21 protein-coding genes and 2 tRNA genes are annotated in these 19,911 nt (G+C 57.4%); 12 read left to right on the forward strand and 11 right to left on the reverse strand.

Going from position 1 to position 19,911, the window contains the following annotated elements; translation table 11 throughout:
- Positions 1-142: 142 nt before the first annotated feature.
- Both OXR61_RS03860 and OXR61_RS03865 read right to left on the reverse strand, forming a co-directional pair.
- Positions 143-230 (reverse strand) — tRNA-Ser (locus OXR61_RS03860).
- A gap of 39 nt (positions 231-269) precedes the next feature.
- A tRNA-Ser gene (locus OXR61_RS03865) sits at positions 270-357 on the reverse strand.
- A 223-nt stretch (positions 358-580) separates the two neighbouring features.
- Between OXR61_RS03865 and yccA the strand changes: the two genes are divergently transcribed.
- Together yccA and tusE are read left to right on the forward strand one after the other, a co-directional pair.
- Positions 581-1,237: an FtsH protease modulator YccA gene (yccA, locus tag OXR61_RS03870; protein WP_021508295.1), complete on the forward strand. Its 657-nt coding sequence runs from the start codon at positions 581-583 to the stop codon at positions 1,235-1,237.
- A gap of 100 nt (positions 1,238-1,337) precedes the next feature.
- On the forward strand, positions 1,338-1,664 hold the full coding sequence (gene tusE / locus OXR61_RS03875; protein WP_010616552.1) for a sulfurtransferase TusE: 327 nt from the start codon (positions 1,338-1,340) through the stop codon (positions 1,662-1,664).
- On the opposite strand, the gene yccX is transcribed toward tusE, so the two are convergent.
- Entirely contained in the window at positions 1,665-1,943 is a 279-nt protein-coding gene (gene yccX, locus OXR61_RS03880; RefSeq protein WP_267410833.1) for an acylphosphatase, read from the reverse strand.
- Between the two features lie 82 nt (positions 1,944-2,025).
- Between yccX and rlmI the strand changes: the two genes are divergently transcribed.
- Positions 2,026-3,216: a 23S rRNA (cytosine(1962)-C(5))-methyltransferase RlmI gene (gene rlmI / locus OXR61_RS03885; RefSeq protein WP_031279846.1), complete on the forward strand. Its 1,191-nt coding sequence runs from the start codon at positions 2,026-2,028 to the stop codon at positions 3,214-3,216.
- Between the two features lie 59 nt (positions 3,217-3,275).
- Positions 3,276-3,593: a heat shock protein HspQ gene (gene hspQ, locus OXR61_RS03890; RefSeq protein WP_021508298.1), complete on the forward strand. Its 318-nt coding sequence runs from the start codon at positions 3,276-3,278 to the stop codon at positions 3,591-3,593.
- 31 nt (positions 3,594-3,624) lie between these two features.
- Here the strand turns inward: hspQ and OXR61_RS03895 are convergent, their stop codons facing one another.
- Positions 3,625-4,038, reverse strand: a complete 414-nt coding sequence (locus OXR61_RS03895) for a CoA-binding protein (protein ID WP_021508299.1) — start codon at positions 4,036-4,038, stop codon at positions 3,625-3,627.
- Positions 4,039-4,212: 174 nt separating this feature from the next.
- On the opposite strand from OXR61_RS03895, the gene OXR61_RS03900 reads away from it, so the two are divergent.
- Both OXR61_RS03900 and OXR61_RS03905 read left to right on the forward strand, forming a co-directional pair.
- Entirely contained in the window at positions 4,213-4,839 is a 627-nt protein-coding gene (locus OXR61_RS03900; protein WP_021508300.1) for a DUF2057 family protein, read from the forward strand.
- A 68-nt stretch (positions 4,840-4,907) separates the two neighbouring features.
- A complete protein-coding gene (locus tag OXR61_RS03905; protein WP_021508301.1) occupies positions 4,908-5,369 on the forward strand; it encodes a methylglyoxal synthase in 462 nt (153 codons plus the stop codon).
- A gap of 4 nt (positions 5,370-5,373) precedes the next feature.
- Here the strand turns inward: OXR61_RS03905 and helD are convergent, their stop codons facing one another.
- The gene (helD, locus tag OXR61_RS03910; RefSeq protein ID WP_031279847.1) at positions 5,374-7,428 is read right to left on the reverse strand and encodes a DNA helicase IV; all 2,055 of its coding nucleotides are present in this window, start codon (positions 7,426-7,428) and stop codon (positions 5,374-5,376) included.
- Between the two features lie 123 nt (positions 7,429-7,551).
- Here helD and OXR61_RS03915 point away from each other — a divergent pair, with 123 nt between their 5' ends.
- Both OXR61_RS03915 and yccS read left to right on the forward strand, forming a co-directional pair.
- Positions 7,552-7,995, forward strand: coding sequence for a YccF domain-containing protein (locus OXR61_RS03915; protein ID WP_021508303.1), 444 nt, complete (start codon positions 7,552-7,554; stop codon positions 7,993-7,995).
- Between the two features lie 8 nt (positions 7,996-8,003).
- The gene (gene yccS, locus OXR61_RS03920; protein WP_021508304.1) at positions 8,004-10,142 is read left to right on the forward strand and encodes a YccS family putative transporter; all 2,139 of its coding nucleotides are present in this window, start codon (positions 8,004-8,006) and stop codon (positions 10,140-10,142) included.
- On the opposite strand, the gene OXR61_RS03925 is transcribed toward yccS, so the two are convergent.
- Positions 10,139-10,768: a TfoX/Sxy family DNA transformation protein gene (locus tag OXR61_RS03925; RefSeq protein WP_021508305.1), complete on the reverse strand. Its 630-nt coding sequence runs from the start codon at positions 10,766-10,768 to the stop codon at positions 10,139-10,141. The two genes, yccS and OXR61_RS03925, sit on opposite strands and share 4 nt — an antisense overlap.
- Positions 10,769-10,992: 224 nt before the next feature.
- Here OXR61_RS03925 and sulA point away from each other — a divergent pair, with 224 nt between their 5' ends.
- Both sulA and ompA read left to right on the forward strand, forming a co-directional pair.
- Complete coding sequence (gene sulA / locus OXR61_RS03930) at positions 10,993-11,484, forward strand: SOS-induced cell division inhibitor SulA (RefSeq protein WP_031279848.1); 492 nt, start codon at positions 10,993-10,995, stop codon at positions 11,482-11,484.
- Between the two features lie 348 nt (positions 11,485-11,832).
- The gene (gene ompA, locus OXR61_RS03935; protein WP_021508307.1) at positions 11,833-12,906 is read left to right on the forward strand and encodes a porin OmpA; all 1,074 of its coding nucleotides are present in this window, start codon (positions 11,833-11,835) and stop codon (positions 12,904-12,906) included.
- 69 nt (positions 12,907-12,975) lie between these two features.
- Here ompA and matP read toward each other — a convergent pair whose 3' ends face one another.
- Entirely contained in the window at positions 12,976-13,443 is a 468-nt protein-coding gene (gene matP / locus OXR61_RS03940; RefSeq protein WP_021508308.1) for a macrodomain Ter protein MatP, read from the reverse strand.
- 53 nt (positions 13,444-13,496) lie between these two features.
- Between matP and OXR61_RS03945 the strand changes: the two genes are divergently transcribed.
- Positions 13,497-15,359, forward strand: a complete 1,863-nt coding sequence (locus OXR61_RS03945; protein WP_052022835.1) for a Lon protease family protein — start codon at positions 13,497-13,499, stop codon at positions 15,357-15,359.
- A 67-nt stretch (positions 15,360-15,426) separates the two neighbouring features.
- The gene (gene fabA, locus OXR61_RS03950) at positions 15,427-15,945 is read left to right on the forward strand and encodes a bifunctional 3-hydroxydecanoyl-ACP dehydratase/trans-2-decenoyl-ACP isomerase (protein ID WP_010616565.1); all 519 of its coding nucleotides are present in this window, start codon (positions 15,427-15,429) and stop codon (positions 15,943-15,945) included.
- A gap of 65 nt (positions 15,946-16,010) precedes the next feature.
- Here fabA and rmf read toward each other — a convergent pair whose 3' ends face one another.
- The 4 genes from rmf to pqiA all read right to left on the reverse strand — a co-directional run bounded on the left by rmf (position 16,011) and on the right by pqiA (position 19,907).
- Positions 16,011-16,178, reverse strand: a complete 168-nt coding sequence (gene rmf / locus OXR61_RS03955; protein WP_013508548.1) for a ribosome modulation factor — start codon at positions 16,176-16,178, stop codon at positions 16,011-16,013.
- 267 nt (positions 16,179-16,445) lie between these two features.
- The gene (pqiC, locus tag OXR61_RS03960; protein WP_021508310.1) at positions 16,446-17,012 is read right to left on the reverse strand and encodes a membrane integrity-associated transporter subunit PqiC; all 567 of its coding nucleotides are present in this window, start codon (positions 17,010-17,012) and stop codon (positions 16,446-16,448) included.
- Complete coding sequence (gene pqiB, locus OXR61_RS03965) at positions 17,009-18,652, reverse strand: intermembrane transport protein PqiB (protein WP_021508311.1); 1,644 nt, start codon at positions 18,650-18,652, stop codon at positions 17,009-17,011. The genes pqiC and pqiB overlap by 4 nt, the downstream gene beginning before the upstream one ends.
- Complete coding sequence (pqiA, locus tag OXR61_RS03970; RefSeq protein WP_021508312.1) at positions 18,624-19,907, reverse strand: membrane integrity-associated transporter subunit PqiA; 1,284 nt, start codon at positions 19,905-19,907, stop codon at positions 18,624-18,626. The genes pqiB and pqiA overlap by 29 nt, the downstream gene beginning before the upstream one ends.
- Positions 19,908-19,911: the final 4 nt, after the last annotated feature.

The following is a 19,911-nucleotide window of genomic DNA, read 5'->3' on the forward strand; positions in this document are numbered from 1 at the left end:
TTGCAAAAACCGTGCATCGACTATAGCAGTAAACGCGCTGGCCGTCGGGTTACGGCAGCAGATTGAAAAGCTTCAGGATGTTTTTCAGAAGGATGGAAAGCAGAAAAGCGAAAAGCCCGCATCGCTGCGGGCTTCTCTTATATGGCGGAGGAACAGAGATTCGAACTCTGGGATGGTTTCCCATCGGCGGTTTTCAAGACCGCTGCCTTAAGCCACTCGGCCATCCCTCCTGAAATCTTTTTGTCACCTCACACTGCGAGAGTGTGAAGTGGCGGAGGAGGAGAGATTCGAACTCTCGGATGGTTTCCCATCGGCGGTTTTCAAGACCGCTGCCTTAAGCCGCTCGGCCACCCCTCCGCAATGAGGCGCACTATAAACATCCCCCCGAACGATGTAAAGCATCCAGTGATTCGTTCGCCTGAAAAACAGTCAAAAATGATTTTTTTGCCGTCTTAATCGTCATTCTGCTCAGTGAAACAGCAATTTATCGCGTAAAGATGGGTAAAACGCCTTTTCTGTCCTCTGACCGTTGCGTATTCTCAGGCCATATTTGGTGTTCTCTCTCTAACAGGAGCGCATGATGGACAGAATAATTAGCTCGTCACAGCAGCAGTCGCTACTCAGCACCCATAAAGTGCTGCGCAATACTTATTTCTTACTTGGCCTGACGCTGGCGTTTTCCGCCGTCACCGCCACGCTCAGCACCGTTTACGCCCTGCCCTCGCCGGGACTGATTCTGATGCTGGTGGGCTTTTACGGATTGATGTTCCTGACCTATCGCCTGGCGAACAGCCCGGCGGGTATTCTGGCCGCGTTTGCCTTCACCGGCTTCCTTGGTTACTGCCTCGGCCCGATTCTCAGCTCGTTCCTCACCGCCGGTATGGGTGATGTTATTGCCATGGCGCTGGGCGGCACCGCGCTGGTGTTCTTCTGCTGTTCCGCCTATGTCCTGACCACGCGTCGTGACATGTCTTTCCTTGGCGGCATGATGATGGCCGGCTTTGTAGTGCTGCTGGTGGCCGTGGTTGCCAATATCTTCCTGCAGCTGCCTGCGCTGCACCTGGCGATCAGCGCACTGTTTATTCTGTTCTCTGCCGGTGCCATTTTGTGGGAAACCAGCAACATCATTCAGGGCGGTGAAACCAACTACATTCGCGCCACCGTCAGCCTGTATGTCTCGCTGTACAACATCTTTGTCAGCCTGCTGAGCCTGCTGGGCTTCGCCAACCGCGACTAAGACGTAAAGCACGCACCGTTAAACCCCGCTCCGGCGGGGTTTTTGCTTTTTATCCGCCGCCGCCTTTACAATGGGCGCGCTGACGATATGAGGAAATAATGTGATTTTTGCCGGTAAAGAGATTGCCACTGACGCAGAAGGCTATCTGAAAAATAGCGCTGACTGGAGTGAAGCGCTGGCGCAGGCCATCGCCCAGCAGGAAGCGATTGAGATGAGTGAAGCGCACTGGGAAGTGGTGCACTTTGTACGTGATTTTTATCAGCAGTTTAATACCTCGCCGGCGGTGCGCATGCTGGTCAAAGCCATGGCGCAAAAATATGGCGAAGAGAAAGGCAACAGCCGCTATCTGTTTCGCCTGTTCCCGGAAGGTCCGGCCAAACAGGCCACTAAAATCGCTGGCCTGCCAAAACCAGCGAAGTGTCTGTGATCATCCGGTAGTAAACCGCGTCGGCCGCTCCGCCAGCTGATGCGGCTCCACCAGCACCTTATCGACCCGGGCTCTGGGCGGTCCGCCCGCCTTCAGCCACGCAATCAGAGACTCCACCTGCTGCGCTTCTCCCGCCGCCAGTACCTCCACGCTGCCATCGGCCAGATTATGCGCATAGCCGGTGACGCCCAGCGTGTTCGCCTGCGCCTGGGTGTAATAACGAAAGCCCACGCCCTGCACCCTGCCGTGAACCCAGATTTTATAACCTGTCGTCGCCATGGCGATCTCCCCTTTGTGCGTTGCATTTTGCCGCCATCCACCGGAAAATGGCGCCTCATTTTTTCAGGTAAGCATAGCAAACATGACCGTTCGATTGATTCTCGCTAAGGGACGTGAAAAATCCCTGCTCCGCCGCCATCCGTGGGTGTTCTCCGGCGCCGTTGCCCGTATGGAAGGTAAAGCCCAGTCGGGTGAAACCATTGATATCTGTGACAGCAACGGCAAATGGCTGGCCCGCGCCGCCTACTCTCCTCAGTCACAAATTCGCGCGCGCGTCTGGAGCTGGCAACAGGATGAGTCAATCGACATCGCCTTCTTTGTGCGCACGCTGCAAAAAGCCCAGCAGTGGCGCGACTGGCTGGCGCAGCGCGACGGGCTGGACAGCTATCGCCTGATTGCCGGCGAGTCCGATGGACTGCCGGGCGTCACAATTGATCGCTTCGGTAACTTCCTCGTGCTGCAACTGCTGTCGGCCGGGGCGGAGTATCAGCGCCCGGCTCTCGTCTCGGCGCTGCAGCAGTGCTATCCCGACTGTGCCATCTACGACCGCTCTGACGTGGCAGTGCGCAAGAAAGAGGGACTGGAGCTGGCGCAGGGTCCGGTAAGCGGTGAACTGCCGCCTGCGCTGCTGCCGATAACCGAGCATGGCATGCAGCTGCTGGTGGATATTCAGGGCGGTCACAAGACCGGTTATTACCTCGATCAGCGCGACAGCCGTTTTGCCACCCGTCGTTACGCAGAAAATGCCCGGGTGCTTAACTGCTTCTCCTACACCGGCGGTTTTGCGGTCTCTGCTCTGCTCGGCGGCTGCCGGGAAGTGATCAGCGTGGATACCTCGCAGGACGCCCTTGACGTAGCAAAACAGAACGTGGCGCTTAACGGGCTGGATGTCTCACGCGCGCAGTTCCTGCGTGACGATGTGTTCAAACTGCTGCGTCGCTACCGCGACAGCGGCGAGAAGTTCGACATGATCGTCATGGATCCGCCGAAATTCGTTGAGAATAAAAACCAGCTGATGGGCGCCTGCCGCGGCTATAAAGACATCAACATGCTGGCAATGCAGCTGCTGAATCCGGGCGGCATTCTGCTGACTTTCTCCTGTTCCGGGCTGATGGCCACCGAGCTGTTCCAGAAAATTATCGCCGATGCCGCTGTTGATGCCGGTCGTGATGTACAATTTATAGAGCAGTTCCGTCAGGCAGCCGACCATCCGGTGATCGCCAGCTATCCTGAAGGGCTTTATCTGAAAGGCTTTGCCTGTCGCGTGCTGTGACTTGAAAACGCTGTCCCTGCCCCCATATCGGTGGCAGGGCAAAGTTTTGGGAGGTCACAATGATTGCCAGTAAATTTGGAATTGGACAGCAGGTCCGGCACCGTCTCTCCGGGGTGCTCGGCGTGATTGTGGATGTCGACCCGGAGTATTCGCTGGACGATCCGCAGCTGGATGAGGTTGGCGCGACGGAATCGCTGCGTGCGGCCCCCTGGTATCACGTAGTGATGGAAGATGAGGAAGGCGAACAGGTGCATACCTATATCGCTGAGATTCAGCTGGCCGGCGAAACCTCGTTCGAACATCCGGAACAGCCATCCATGGATGAGCTGGCCGCCTCGATCCGCCAGCAGCTGCAGGCACCCAGCCTGCGGCATTAAGGGTACGGCGACGCCGCGTCGCCGTTTGTCTTTACCGCGTTACGCCCAGCCGCGGAATTTCTATCTTCGGGCAGCGATCCATAATCACCGTCAGCCCGGCATCACGCGCCAGCACCGCCGCCTGCTCATTAATCACGCCCAGCTGCAGCCACAGAGTTTTGGCGCCGATAGCAATCGCTTCCTGCGCCACGCCCCATGCCGCTTCGGAATTGCGGAACACATCCACCATGTCGATCTTGCCCGGGATCTCCGCCAGCGTGCCATACACGGTCTGGCCCAGCAGCTGCTGTCCCGCCAGCTTCGGGCTCACCGGCACCACGTCATAACCCTGATCGAGCAGGTATTTCATTACGCCATAGCTGGCACGCTCAGTGCGATCGCTGGCACCGACCAGCGCGATGCGTTGGGTTTGCGTCAGGACATCGCGAATCGTTTGATCGTTCATGTTTTTCTCCTTGTTCACTCGCCTGAGTGTAGATGCCATTGCGCGCTAAAGTGCAAGCGCAGCGCACGAAAAGTTTGCGCGGCGACACGAATAAATATGTTAAAATGTAAATTAACTGCCATAATGTAATAATTTGCTACACATCGCCCTTTTTCCCCTGTTCCGGGAGTTGAAATGAAGCTGTCTCTGGCTGTTACGGGTTTGCTGTTGCTGCTCGTATCGGCAACCTGCCATGCCATCACCCTGAAGCTCGATCCGCAGATCGACCTGCTGGTGCTGGATGGGCGCAAAATCTCAGGTTCGCTGCTGAAAGGCGCGGACAGCCTTGAGCTGGAGCGCGGTCAGCATCAGTTTCTGTTTCGCGTGGATAAACCCTGCGCCGATGCCACTCACTTCCGCTCAGAACTGATGATCGTCACCTTCACCGCCGACGCCCATTCCGTAGCGATTCGCCTGCCGGCGCTGAATAACCGCCGCGAACGCAGCCTGTTTGATAAATCGTTAAATTTTCAGCTGATTGATGAGCGTGGTAATGAAATAGCCAGCATTCGCGATCGGTTGCCGGGTGAGAGCAGCGGCAATGTTGAACAGGCGATGATCAATTACAACCGTACGGCGCAGGCGGCCAGCGTGCCGCGCTTTGCGCTGCAGGCGGCCAGCGTACCGGACGCCAGTCTCAGTCTGGATATGGTATGGCAGGACGCCAGTAATTTGCCCGCGCTGCAACGCTGGCTGCAACGTGTTGATGCCGCCACGCGGCAGCGTTTTATCAGTTGGGTGAAAACCCTACGCGCAAGTTGATAGCAGCTGAACGCCAGGGGTAAACTCGTGCCTTCACTACGTTTGCACGCGCCGAAACAGGAAGCCCCATGGAGCAGACCGTTCGTACCCTGAAAGTTCAGAAACACATCGCCCTCGTTGCCCACGACCACTGCAAAGCCTCGCTGCTGGACTGGGTGAAAATCAATCAAAATGCGCTGCAACCTCACGTGCTATACGCCACCGGCACCACCGGCAACCTGATCAATCGTCACACCGGACTGGATGTGAATGCCATGCTCAGCGGGCCGATGGGCGGCGATCAGCAGGTCGGCGCGCTGATTGCTGAAGGTAAAATTGATGTGCTGTTCTTCTTCTGGGATCCGCTCAATGCAGTACCGCACGATCCGGACGTCAAAGCGCTGCTGCGCCTGGCTACCGTATGGAATATCCCGGTAGCAACCAACCGCGCCACCGCTGATTTCATTATCCATTCGCCGATGTTTGCCAGCGAAGTGACCATCCAGATCCCCGATTATCAGCGCTACCTGACGGAACGCCTGAAAGCCTGATATCTCAGGCCTTCCGGCTCTGCGCAACGCCCAGTTCACGCAGGTGTTCAACAAACACGGAAGGCCGCTCTTTATCAAACATCAGCCACACCTGCTGACGTGCGCGCGTGATGGCCACGTAGGCCAGGCGCCGCTCTTCGGCATGCGGAAAATCCTCCGGCTGCGGTAGCAGTCCCTCTTCCATGATCGACTCGCGCGCCTGCGCCGGGAAACCGTCACGCCCTTCGTGCAGCCCCAGCACGATGACAAAATCCGCCTGCTGACCTTTACTGGCGTGGATGGTCATGAAGTCGATACGCAGTTTCGGCCAGCGGGTTTTGGCTTTATCCAGCATGGCCGGACGCAGATGATGGTAACGCGCCAGCAGCAGCACGCGCTCGTCCGGCTTCGCGTAACCGCTCAGCTTGTCGAGCAGCGCTTCCAGTTGATTCTGCGGCAGCAGCGTAATGGATTTCTTGTTCCCTTTGCTCAGGCTGTTGAGCGGCTTGCGCAGCTGATGCGGATTCTGCTGCACAAAGCGGTTGGCAATGTCACCGATGCGATCGTTGAAGCGGTAGGTGGTATCCAGCACGCAGCGGTCGCCTTCGCCAAAATAGTGATGAAACGCGGTGGTCAGGCTCATCTCCGCGCCGCTAAAGCGATAGATCGCCTGCCAGTCATCACCGACCGCAAACAAACTGGTGCGCTTATTTTGCTGCCGCAGCGCGCTGAGCAGCGCCGCCCGCTGCGGGGAAATATCCTGGAATTCATCCACCAGAATGTGCTTCCACGGGCTGATAAAGCGCCCCTTCTCCAGCACAGCGATCGCCTGATGGATCAGCCCGGAGAAATCCACCGCGCCCTCGGCTTTCAGTGCGCTTTTCCATGCTTTCAGCAGCGGTGCCATCAACCTGACGCGCTTCGTGAAATTGTCGCGCAGCGGTTCCGGCACATCGGCAATCATCGCCGCCTGCGCGCCGCCGTGCATGCGCATCAGGCCGAGCCAGCGCTCCAGCCGCACGGCAAGACGCTGCGCCAGTTTGTCATCCTGCCAGAACGGACCTTCCGGCACGTCCCACGCCAGCTCTTCCTGCAACCACTGTCGCCAGCCGCTGGCCTGCGCCTTTTTGCTGTTGCACTGCTCGCGCCAGTTTTCGATCAGCAACTGACGTCGCGCGCTGCTGTCACTTTCCAGCCGGCTGATGACCGGCTGCTTATTGCTGCCTTCACGAATGATGTGCAGCGCCAGCGCGTGGAACGTACGCGCCTGAATCGCGCTCTCACCCAGCCGCGTCTGGATCCGATCGTTCATCTCTTCCGCCGCCTGGCGACCAAAAGCCAGCAGCAGAATTTGCTCCGGCTGCGCCAGTTTGCGCTGTAACAGCCAGCCGGCGCGCGCCACCAGCACCGAGGTTTTACCGCTGCCCGCGCCAGCCAGCACCAGCAGCGCGTCTTCACCGTTGACCACCGCCTCACACTGCGATGGATTGAGCGGCGTGGTTTCAACGGTGGAGAAGAAGGCGTGATTATCGCTGATCACCCGCGCGCTCCACTCGCGGTTGCGCTGCCGGATCGCGCTCTCGCCCTGCTCAAGCCACTGCTGGCAAAAGCGCCACAGCGTACGGCAGTTATCAAACTCCTCAAGCCGTGCCAGCGGCAGCGGTAAGGCGGAAAACTGGCGCGTGATGGTCTCTTTTACCGCAGCCAGCTCGCTGCGCTTCAGCCAGCGATCCTGGCCGGTAAACGCGACGATCTCCTGCTGCAGCGCGCTCAGCACCTGCGCGCTGATTTCGCTCATCTCGAGGCTCCACTGCTGCCACGCCTGCTGCAGGTAATGATAAAAACGCTGGGTTTCCTGCCACTCGGTGCCGTGCAACCGCACCACTTTCTCTTCCGGTAACAAGAACTCCAGCTCGCCCCACACCAGGCCGCGTTTACAGGTGATACCAATTAGCTGATTAAACGGGATCAGGTACTCGTGGCGATCACCGCTGACTTCCACACCGGCAGCCAGCAGTCGCACCCGGTTATAGGGATGCTGTGCCAGCCGTTTGCCCATGGATGTTGCTTTTAGTTCCATCTCCGCACCGTCATGTGGAATTCAATTATCGCGCAGTTTACCTGTCAGACCCTTAGCGCTCCAGCCTTAAAACACGCTAAACTGGGCGACACATATTGCGGATTGCAAAAGGAAAATCGCGTTATGCGCACCGTGCTTAATATTCTGAATTTTGTTCTTGGCGGCTTTATCACCACCCTCGGCTGGCTGCTGGCCACGCTGATCAGCATCGTGCTGATCTTTACCCTGCCGCTGACCCGCTCCTGCTGGGAGATCACCAAACTGTCCCTGCTGCCGTTTGGCAACGAAGCGGTTCACGTTGACGTGCTGCGCCCGGAGAGCAAAAGCCACGTGCTGAACGCCGGTGGTACCTTCCTCAACCTGTTCTGGCTGATTTTCTTTGGCTGGTGGCTGTGCCTGATGCACATCTCAACCGGCATCCTGCAGTGTCTGAGCATCATCGGTATTCCGACCGGCATTGCCCACTTCAAAATCGCCGCTATCGCGCTGTGGCCGGTAGGTCGCCGCGTGGTGTCAGTGGAAGAAGCGCAGGCGGCGCGTGAAGCCAACGCGCGGCGCCGCTACTGAGGCTGAAGATGATGCCTGACGCTATGCCCGGCTGGCGCCGTTATCTGTTCAACAGCAGCCTGCGCTACCTGCTGCGCATCTTCTTCGCGCTGGCCGGCTGTGCCGCCGTTCCCTGGTGGCTGCAGCAGATTGAGTGGACCATCCCGCTGACGCTCGGCGTCGTGGCGGCGGCGCTGGCCGATCTTGACGATCGCTGGACCGGCCGCGTGCGCAACCTGCTCATCACGCTGGTGTGCTTCTGCATTGCCTCGGTCTCGGTCGAGCTGCTGTTTCCGCACCCGTGGCTATTTGCTATCGGTCTTGCGCTCTCCAGTTGGGGATTTATTCTGCTGGGCGCGCTGGGGCAGCGCTACGCCACCATTGCGTTTGGTGCCCTGCTGATCGCGGTGTACACCATGCTGGGCATTGGCCTGTTTCCGCAGTGGTGGATGCAGCCGGCGCTGCTGCTGATTGGCGCGCTGTGGTACAACCTGCTGACCTTTATCGGCCACCTGATGTTTCCGGTGCGCCCGGTGCAGGAGCAGCTGGCCGCCAGCTTTTCCCAGCTGGCGCGCTATCTGGAAGCCAAGGCCAATCTGTTTGATCCCGACGGCGGTGAGCAGGATGACGCGGCGCTGATCGCCACCGCAATGGTCAATAGTCAACTGGTGGCGCAGCTCAACCTGACGAAAACCACCATTCAGAGCCGTTTACGCGGCGACCGCGGCTCGCGCAGCACGCGGCGCAGCCTGCATTACTATTTTGTGGCGCAGGATATTCACGAGCGCGCCAGCTCGTCGCATCTGCAATATCACCTGCTGCGCGATGACTGGCGCTACAACGAGGTGCTGTTTCGCTTTCAGCGACTGCTGAACATGCAGGCGCAGGCCTGTCGCCAGCTGGCAGAGAATATCGTGCTGCGCCAGCCGTGGCACCACGATAGCCATTTTGCGCGCAGCTTTGAACGGCTGGAGACCGCCCTGCAGCGCCTGCAACATAACGATCCGCAGGCGACGCACATTCGTCCGCTGTTCTGGTTGCTGCGCAACTTACGCGCCATTGACGCGCAGCTGGCGTCGATCGAATCAGAGCAGCGGCTGGCAGAACCGCTGACGCAGAGCGATCACCATCTGTCGCGTGAAGGCTTGAGTGGCTGGGCGGATATCCGGCTGCGCCTCAGTCGCCATCTGAGTCCGACCTCGGCGTTGTTCCGCCACGCGGTGCGCATGTCGCTGGTGCTGTGCGTGGGGTACGCCTTCATTCAGCTTACCGGCCTGCATCGCGGCTACTGGATCCTGCTGACCAGCCTGTTTGTCTGCCAGCCCAACTATAACGCCACACGGCGGCGGCTGGCGCTGCGTATTGGCGGAACCCTGGCCGGTATTGCGATTGGCCTGCCGGTGCTGTGGCTGGTGCCCTCTATCGAGGGCCAGTTGGTTTTGATTGTGCTGAGCGGCGTGCTGTTTTTTGCCTTCCGCCAGATTCAGTACGCGCAGGCGACGCTGTTCATCACCCTGCTGGTGCTGCTGTGCTTCAATCTGCTGGGTGAAGGCTTTGATGTCGCCCTGCCGCGCGTGGTGGATACCTTGCTCGGCTGTGGCCTGGCCTGGCTGGCGGTGGCGTTTGTCTGGCCTGACTGGCGTTTCCGTCAGCTGACGACGGTTGCCGATCGCACGCTGAATGCCAACTGTCGTTATCTTGATGCCATCCTGGAACAGTATCATCAGGGTAAAGATAACCGTCTCGCCTACCGCGTGGCGCGTCGTGACGCGCACAACGCCGATGCAGAACTGGCGTCCGTGGTGTCCAATATCAGCGGCGAACTGAAGCAACAGCCGCCGCTGCGCGAGAATGCGTTCCGTCTGATGTGCCTCAACCACTCGTTTCTCAGCTACATCTCGGCGCTGGGCGCGCACCGGGAGCGGCTGACGCATGGCGAACTGCTGACGCTTTTAGATGACGCGGTATGCTTCGTCGAGGATGTGCTGCAGATCGATCGCGTCAGCGAAGCGCAGGCGGAAACGATGCAGCAGGCACTGATGCAGCGCCTGAGCGCGCTGAAAACCAGTGAGGAGGCGCAGGCACCGCTGGTGTTGCAGCAGCTGGGGCTGCTGGTTGCGCTGCTGCCGGAAATTGCCCGCCTGCGCCGCACCCTCGCTGCCGCTTAAGGCAACAGGCGCTCTGCCGCGGCGTGCTGGCGGAGCGTTTCCTGATACCAGGCGCTCAACTCTTCACGTACCGCCGCCGGCAAAGCGGCCTGGTGATGGCCGGAAATGGCGCCTTCCAGTGCCAGCAGCGTTTTCAGGCCGATATCTTTATTCACCGCCCGCAACTTCAGCCAGCTCTGACGCGAGCCCATTTCATACAGCAAGCGAACAGAATTGATCCCGACTTTGTGCAGCATCAGCTCCATGCGCAGGCTGAGATTGGGCAGATCTTTCAGCCTGAGCAAGACAAGTCTGTTCGCCGCCTCGGCGCGCGCCGCAGACAGCGAACTGGCCGATAAGCGCAGCAGCTGATCGGCGTCCTGCCAGAGCTGATTATCCACTTTGTAGTAGCTGAGCGTCACCGGCATGCCGCGCTTGCGATATATCAACGGTTCCAGCGGGCGCTGTGCGGCATAGTGCTGTAGCGCCTCACTGGCGCGCAGATAGAGCGCATCCTCATTGATGTAAGCAAACACCACCTTTTCGACCGCCAGCGCGTAACCACCAAACTGGGTGCGCGATTCAATTTTTCCCAATGCCGCTAACTGGGCTTTGGACTGCTCAACCACCGGATTATTTTTCTTCATAACGTCCCCTTTTCCTCATTCCTTGCGCGGGAAATTTCCTATAAAAAGCTCAGAGATTCATCTGGTTAGAAGATAGAAAAAACGATTTAGCTGTTCAATGAATAAAAGCGGCAACGCGCGGATCTTGTGCGGAATTTGCGAGGCATTTTCAGAAATTGAGGTTGATCTTTATCCAGGAACTCATTGCTGTATATTCATACAGTTCATTACTGAGTGATTAAAATATGCGTACTCAATACTCTGGCCCTGCTGATCGTGCTCACCGTTTCGCTGCGACTGGCTTAACGCAACCTTCTCTGGGTGGTATTACTGAACTGCGTTATAGCGAGCAGCCCGGCATCATGCCGCTGCTGTTACTGCCGGTCCTCAAGCAGTTGAGCACCCAGTCACGCTGGCAGCTGTGGCTGACGCCAGCGCACAAACTGAACCGCAGCTGGATGCAGCAGTCAGGATTACCGCTGGAAAAGAGTATGCATATTACGGAATCCGAGCGTTTAAGCACGGTTGAGAGCATGGTGAAAGCGTTGCGCACCGGCAACTACAGCGTGGTACTCGCCTGGATTCCTTATGAATTGAGCAATGAAGAGCGCCTGGAACTTGAGCAGGCAGCCGCCGAAGGCGAAGCGCTGGGATTGATTATGCGTCCTCAGGGGCGGGATCTTGCTCTGTCCAGACAGCCAAACAGCGCAAAAATTCCCTCTGATTTGTTTCATTAAGTAAAACTAAGATTTTTCTCACGCTATTTTTTCACAAAGTTGCGGCTAAGCCACTGATTCTTTTCCCGCCAGCTATGACAATGGCTTAGCCGCATTTTTCTTTTCTGGTAGCGAAAATTTTGCCATGTCATTTGTTAAAATGTGTGTATAAATCCCTGTTTTTTTATCCGCTGACGTCACATCATACTTGTAAGTTTCCAATCTCGTTGTAGACTTTACCTCGCCAGGGTGCTCAATAACCTCCGTTTTTTCGGTAGAGTCATAAGCGAGCGTTTAGACCCGGCGAAGGATTACAACCAAGAGCAACCTTTTTGCTCATTGCCTATTTGGATGATAACGAGGCGCAAAATGAAAAAGACAGCTATCGCAATTGCAGTGGCACTGGCTGGCTTCGCTACCGTAGCGCAGGCCGCTCCTAAAGATGACACCTGGTATACCGGTGCTAAACTGGGCTGGTCTCAGTATCACGATACTGGTTACTACGGTAACGGTTACGAAAACAACGACGGTCCAACTCACGAATCTCAGCTGGGCGCAGGTGCTTTCCTGGGCTACCAGGCTAACCCATATCTGGGCTTCGAGCTGGGCTACGACTGGCTGGGCCGTATGCCGAACAAAGGCAACCAAGTTAACGGCGCATTCAAAGCACAGGGCGTACAGCTGGCAGCTAAACTGAGCTACCCAATTGCTGACGATCTGGACGTGTACACCCGTCTGGGTGGCATGGTTTGGCGTGCAGACTCAACTCAGGCTAACCTGAACGACGGCACTCGTATCAGCAACCACGACACCGGCGTTTCTCCGCTGGCTGCTGTTGGTGTTGAATACGCACTGACTAAAAACTGGGCGACTCGCCTGGACTACCAGTGGGTTAACAACATCGGTGACGCAGGTACCGTTGGTGCGCGTCCAGACAACAGCATGCTGAGCGTCGGCGTTTCTTACCGTTTCGGTCAGGATGAAGCTGCTGCACCAGTTGTTGCTCCAGCGCCAGCTCCGGCTCCGGTTGTTGAAACCAAGCGTTTCACTCTGAAGTCTGACGTGCTGTTCACCTTCAACAAATCTACCCTGAAGCCAGAAGGCCAGCAGGCTCTGGATCAGCTGTACAGCCAGCTGAGCTCAATGGATCCGAAAGACGGTTCTGTTGTGGTTCTGGGCTTCACCGACCGCATCGGTTCAGACCAGTACAACCAGAAACTGTCTGAGAAACGTGCTCAGTCTGTTGTCGACTACCTGGTATCTAAAGGTATCCCGGCTAACAAGATCTCTGCACGTGGCATGGGTGAATCTAACCCAGTTACTGGCAACACCTGTGACAGCGTGAAAGGCCGCAATGCCCTGATCGACTGCCTGGCGCCAGACCGTCGCGTAGAAATCGACGTGAAAGGTATCAAAGACGTTGTAACTCAGCCACAGGCTTAAGTTATCGCGCAATAAAAAACCCCGCTTCGGCGGGGTTTTTTTTGGCTTTTTATCACACGCAATTTTTTGCTATTCGTTATCCGCGCCGCCTTTACCCAGAATCGCCTGCAGATCCTGCTTCAGCGTCGACATCTGACTGGCATACTTCTCTTTGCGTTCTGCATCTTCGATCAGCTGAACAATGGTCTCTGACAGGGTGCTGTTACGACGCTGCGCCAGACCGGCCAGACGCTGCCACACCAGATACTCCAGATCGATCGATTTTTTCCGCGTGTGCTGATGCTCTGCGTTGAAATGACGTTTGCGCCGCGCGCGTATGGTCTGTTTCAGACGGTTTTCCAGCTCCGGATGGATATGCTTTGCGATCCAGTCACCGACCTCAACCGGGTTATTCTCCATCGCCAGCAACGTCTCTACCGCCGCCTGCGCAGCGCTCAGCTCAATATGCCGGGTGATCAGCTCACCTTCCCGATGCTTTTTCACCAGGTATTTCCACTTCCATCCACTTTCAAGATTTTCGAGTTGCTGGTATTTCATCGGAATCTCATCGTGATCACGTAACAAACTAAGAATAACAGCTTTTTTCCCGGATGCAGCAAGGAAAAACATGTTGCGGCCATCACAGTTCAGGCCGGAAGTGCGCCGTGCTTAACCGGGTTGAATCCTGTATAATCGCGCTTTTCCTGAACCAGACTAATGCGAATATTTTGACCAGCACTCAACTTACGTGGCAAGCCCTGCAGCCGGATAGCTCACGCTACCAATCACTTTTCTCAACCGTCTCTCTGGAAGATAGCGATACGCTTGCCGCGGTTCAGCCGCGTCTGCTGAATGCGCTGGCGCATTTACATCATCAAACGCTGGGCTTTCCGCTGCTGCTGTTACGCAGCCAGGAAAACAGTGATTATCTGGCGTGGATTGCCGAAGCGGCGCAGCGCTTTCAGCCTGATGAGGACGCGCTGTACGGCGGTGATTACCATGTGATGGGCGACAACGTCAGCCTGCAACCGCCTGTCGATGCCAGCCGTCCCTTCACCAGCACCGGTGGCGTGCATTACGCCGACTGGATTGAGTCCGAGCAGCTGTTTGGCTGCGTGCGTCAGTATAAAGATCGCGTACAGCTGGAGCCCGGTCTGCTGCATCAGGCTAACGGTGGCACGCTGATTCTGTCGATCAATACCCTGCTGGCGCAGCCGCTGCTGTGGCTACGCCTGCGCAAAGTGATCGAGCTGGGTCGCTTCGACTGGTACTCACCGGACGAGCGTCGTCCCCTGCCGGTGACCATTCCCTCACTGCCGCTGCAGCTGCGTCTGATTTTATGTGGCGATCGCGAGGCGCTGGCCAGCTTCCAGGAGCTGGACGTTGAAGTGCACGAAATGGCGCTCTACAGCGAGTTCGAAGAGAATCTGCAGCTGGTCGATGAGGATGACATGGCCAACTGGTGCCGCTGGACGCTATGCCAGGCGGAACTGGCCGGTCTGACCCCACCCGAAGCTGATTTCTGGCCGCTGCTGATCCAGGAAGCGGTGCGTCTGACCGGCGATCAGGACACGCTGCCGCTGTGCCCGCGCTGGCTGCGCCGTCAGCTGCAGGAAGCCGCGCTGCACGGTGAGACACTGAATGGCGAGGCGCTGAAAGAGGCGCTGGAAGCACGCCAGTGGCGCGAGAGTTTCCTTGCCGACCGGATGCGCGATGAGATCCTGTTAAATCAGATCATGATCGAAACAGAAGGCGAAGTGGTCGGTCAGATCAACGGCCTGTCGGTGATTGAATTCCCTGGTCATCCACGTCCGTGGGGCGAGCCATCACGCATCACCTGTGTTGTGCATCCGGGCGATGGCGAGTTTACCGACGTGGAGCGCAAAGCGGAGCTTGGCGGCAACATCCACGCCAAAGGCATGATGATCATGCAGGCATATCTGATTTCGGAGCTGGAGCTGGAACAGCAGCTGCCCTTCTCGGCATCGCTGGTGTTTGAGCAGTCTTACTCCGAAGTCGACGGTGACAGCGCCTCGCTGGCCGAGCTGTGTGTGCTGATCAGCGCGCTGGCAAACCAGCCGCTGAACCAGCAGATTGCCGTTACCGGTTCGGTGGACCAGTTTGGTAACGTGCAGCCGGTGGGTGGTCTGAATGAGAAAATCGAAGGCTTCTTCCATATCTGCCAGTCGCGCGAGCTGACCGGCAAACAGGGCGTGATTCTGCCTGCCAGCAACGTCCGCCATCTCAGCCTCAGCGACGACGTGGTAGAAGCGGTGCAGCAGGGCCAGTTCCATATCTGGGCGATTGAGCGCGTTGACGAAGCGCTGCCGCTGTTAACCGGTATTGCCTGGCAGAGCGAAAGCGGCGACTCGCTGCTGAGCACCATTCAGGAGCGCATTACTCAGCTCAATCAGCAGGAAAACCGACCGCGGCCCTGGCCATTACGCTGGCTCAACTGGTTCAACCACAGCTGATTACATTGCCCAGCGTACAACTGTTCGCTAATATTCGGGCTTCACTAAAAGAAGGCATATTGAGAACATGGTAGATAAACGCGAATCCTATAGCAAAGAAGACCTGATTGCCTCTGGTCGCGGCGAACTGTTTGGCGAGAATGGCCCACCGCTTCCGTCTGACAACATGTTGATGATGGACCGCGTGGTCAAAATGACCGAAGACGGCGGCAAATTCGATAAAGGTTATGTGGAAGCCGAACTGGATATCCGCCCTGACCTGTGGTTCTTTGATTGTCACTTTAAAGGCGATCCGGTTATGCCAGGCTGTCTGGGTCTGGATGCTATGTGGCAGCTGGTTGGCTTCTATCTCGGCTGGCTGGGTGCGGAAGGTAAAGGCCGTGCGCTGGGTGTGGGTGAAGTGAAATTCACCGGCCAGGTTCTGCCGACGGCGAAGCTGGTTACTTACAAAATTCACTTCAAACGCGTCATCAACCGCAAGCTGGTGATGGGCGTGGCCGATGGCGAAGTGTTCGTCGACGGTAACCTGATTTACACCGCGACTGACCTGAAAGTGGGCCTGTTTAAAGACACTTCAGCGTTCTGACCCGCCAACAAAAACCTCCGCACGCAGCGGAGGTTTTTTTCCTGTTTACAGACATCCGACAGTGCCTAAGCCACCGCCGACCTGTCCTCCATGGCTTGTCGCCAACCTCCCAACCAGTGAGACCGGGCATCGATCATTTGATAAGGGCATATCTCTTTTGAGCGGCCAGTAATGCCTGCCTGATAGCCTCGTGAATGTGCTCGTTCCAGGCGGTCTCTCTTCTGTCTCTTCATACCTCGTTTCCCTCATTTCAGGTCTGGTGGAATCTGGTGGAAAGAAAGAGTGGTGAATTAATGTTCAACCACAGTAATGTTCTAACCTGTGGTGGGTGAAAGGTCAATGCGCAATATTCACGCCAATGTCATCAATTTGCCGTGAAATCGACACAAATCCCTCAGTGCCGCCGCCATATCTGGCTGATTCCGCAATAAAAAAGTCCCTGATTTGCGCGCCGTCACATAACGGCAAATCAGGGACTTAGCATAAGCATCGAACAAATCCTAATTTAGCGTCACCACGCTGTTAGCGATCTGCTGTGCCGTTTGCTGCCAGCCGAGCGCCAGCGTGCGCACCAGCGCATCGTAGCCATCTTCGGTCTGCGGCAGCGTCAGATTAAAGCCATGTTTGATAAGCCGGCCTTGATGTTGTAACAGCCATTCACCGCTTACTACCACCTTGCCGTCATAGCGACCATGGAAGCCGGTGACGTGCACGCTGAGCGTATCGTGCGTGTCACCCAGCGGCTGACTGGCCACCAGCCGGCCGGGCAACGCCTGGCCGAGGTTACTCACCAGTGTCTGCTGCAGCTGCTGGTCGAGCGGACTGGCCCACAGATTATTGGCGGCAATCACGTACTTCACGTCGCTGGTTTGATAAACCAGTCCGTTGCCGGCGAGATAATCCGGCACGCTCACCTGTTCAACCCAAATCATCGGCTGGCTGGCGGAGGCGTCACTGCTGACGCGCGCCATATTGCTGCCCGCAGGCAGCTGGTAATAAGTGGTGTCGATGGTGCTGCTGCAGCCCGCCAGCAGCAGCACAGCACCGATAATCAGCCCTTTTTTCACTGTTTCGCCCTCTTTGGCTGCGGATCCTGACCCGGTTTGGCTTCAAATACCAGCGCGTTGCTCTTGCTGTTGAGCGTTTTCAGCACCGGCTGCAATTCGCGCAGCACCTGGTCAAGGCGCTGCATATCGCCCACCAGTTTGTTATAGGCTGGCGATCCCGGCTGCAGCCCCTTCATGCTGCGATTAAGCTCGCGCAGGGTTTGCTGCATATCGGCCGGCAGCGTTTTCATCGCCGGGTTGGCGGTGATCTGATTGAGGTTATCCAGCGTTTTCTGCAGCTGCTGCAGGGTGCGCTGGCTCTCTTTCAGCGTGCCGGTGGCCTGGTTGATCATCGGGTTGAGCGGCAGCGCGTTGATCTTATCCAGCGCCGCCATCAGTTTCTGCTGAATCTGGCTCAGGCCGCCGCTCACGGTCGGAATCACTTCCAGCCCCGCCACTTCGTTCGGTCCTTTGTAAGCCGGTGCATTGTCATAGAAGTCGAGATCGACAAACAGCGCACCGGACAGCAGGTTGCCGGTTTTCAGCGTGGCGCGCAGGCCGCGTTTCTTACCATCCTGCAGATGCTGTTCAAGATTGAAGTCGCCCCCCAGACGGCTGATAAAGCGGTCCGGCTCGATGCGGATCAGTACCGGCACGCGGTAATCGGTGTTCAGCGCCTGATTCACGCCCGGGATCATGTAAGGCACCTGAGCCACAGTACCGAGACGAATGCCGCGGAACTCGACTGGCGCACCAACCTGCAGACCACGAATCGAGTCGCTGAAGAACATCAGGAAATCAGTGTGTTTGGTGTACAGCGAATCCTGAATGCTGCGCTGGTCATCATACAGATGGTAGTCGTCCTGGTTTTTGGCCAGCTCGCCGAGTTCCCAGCCGTCCGGCACGTCAAAGCTCACGCCACCGCTGAACAGTGTCGTCAGCGAGCCCATTTCGACGCGCATACCGGAAGCGGACATATCCACCGCAATGCCGCTGTCTTTCCAGAAGCGCACATTAGTGGTAATCAGCCGATCGTAAGGCGCGGCGATGAACAGCTGATAGGTCATCATGCGCTTGTCGGTATCAAAGGTGCTGGTTTCCACCGTGCCGACGCGATAGCCGCGGAACAGCACCGGATCGCCCGGATTAAGCTGGCCGGCTTTTTTGCTGTCGAGGATGACGCGAATACCTTTGGCATCCGGCGGTGCCAGCGGCGGCGCGTCGAGCAGCTGATAATGCTCTGGCTTATCCCCTTTGGCGCCCGGCTGCAGTTCAATGTAGGCGCCGGAGAGCAGCGTACCGAGGCCCGTCACCCCTTCCCGGCCAATCTGCGGCTTCACCACCCAAAACACGCTGTCTTTATGCAGCAGTTTTTCCATGCCGGCATTCAGGCGCGCGGTGATCTCCACATGGTGCAGATCGTCCGTCAGCACCGCGCTTTCGACGGTGCCCACGTCGACGCTGCGGCTTTTAATGGTGGTTTTACCGGCAACAATGCCTTCGGCGTTTTCGGTGATCAGCGTGACCTGCGGTCCCTGATGGCTGAAGTGATAAAACAGAATCCATCCGCCGATTAACAGCGTGACGATAGGTACGATCCACACCGGCGACCAGCGTTTAATCTGGTCGACGTTAGCAATGCCGTGTTGGTTGTCCGTCAAGACGCGGCTCCTTACGTTCAGTTTCCTGTAGGCGATCCCAAATCAGGCGCGGATCAAAGGTCATGGCGGCGAACATAGTCAGGATCACCACCAGCGCAAACAATAGCGCGCCTGGCGCAGGGTAAACACTCATCAGCTGGCCCATGCGCACCAGCGCAGAAAGCACAGCGATCACAAACACATCAATCATTGACCAGCGGCCAACAAACTCCACCACCTCATAAATCAGGTGCATCTTCTCGCTGTCGCGCCGGCCGCGGCCGCTGGCGTGCCAGCACAGCCAGCCAATCGCCACCATCTTCAGCGAAGGCACCATAATACTGGCGATAAAAATCACCAGCGCGACCGGCCAGGAGCCATCGCTCCACAGCAAAATCACGCCGGCCATAATGTTGGACGGATACTGCGAGCCGAGCGTTTCGGTCACCATGATCGGCATAATATTCGACGGGATATACAGCATCACCGAGGTGATCAGCAGCGCCAGCGTCCACTGCAGGCTGTGCTGCCTGCGCGGCGCAGCGCTCACGCCGCAGCGCGGACAGGTTTTCTCAGCAGCCGGCAGAATCGCGGTGCAGCACGGACAGCTGCGCAACCCCTGCTTCAGTCCGCTGATGCCCGCCTGCGGCGTTTGCGCCAGCGGCGGCAGCGGATCGATGCGCTGCCAGACCCAGCGGCGATCGACGCACTGAAACGCGCGCAGCTGCAGCAGACAAAACAGGCACCACGGCCAGAAACTGCTGCCAAGGCCAATTTCACCGTAGGCCATCAGTTTGACGAAGCTGACCAGCACACCGGCCATGAAAATTTCGGCCATACCCCAGCTGCGCAATTGAAACAGAATGCGTGCCAGCCCGAGTCGCAGGCTGTGCGGCAGGCGCACCGGATTCACCAGCAGCAGAATGGCGATCATGCAGAAAGCCGGAATGCCCTGCACAAACAGCAGGAACAGCGTGGCGAGGCTGCGATAATCCTCGCGATCCATCACCTGCGGGATAGCCATCAGCGAGATCTGGCTGCTGAGACCGGCCACATGCATGCTGATAAACGGAAACAGATTGGCCAGCAGCAGCATAAACAGCGCCGCCAGCGCATAGCCGGTGGGACGTTTACGCGGTTCGTGCCAGTTAGCCACCAGCGTGGTGTGACAGCGCGGACAGCGCGCACGGCTGCCCACCGGTACGGCGGGCAGTTTTACGGTTAAATCACACTGCGGACAGAGCATCCAGTGCTGCGTCTGATGCGTGGCACACATGCTG

Source organism: Pantoea sp. GM_Pan_4, assembly GCF_026541005.1.
In the GTDB taxonomy this organism is placed as follows: Bacteria; Pseudomonadota; Gammaproteobacteria; order Enterobacterales; family Enterobacteriaceae; genus Pantoea; species Pantoea dispersa.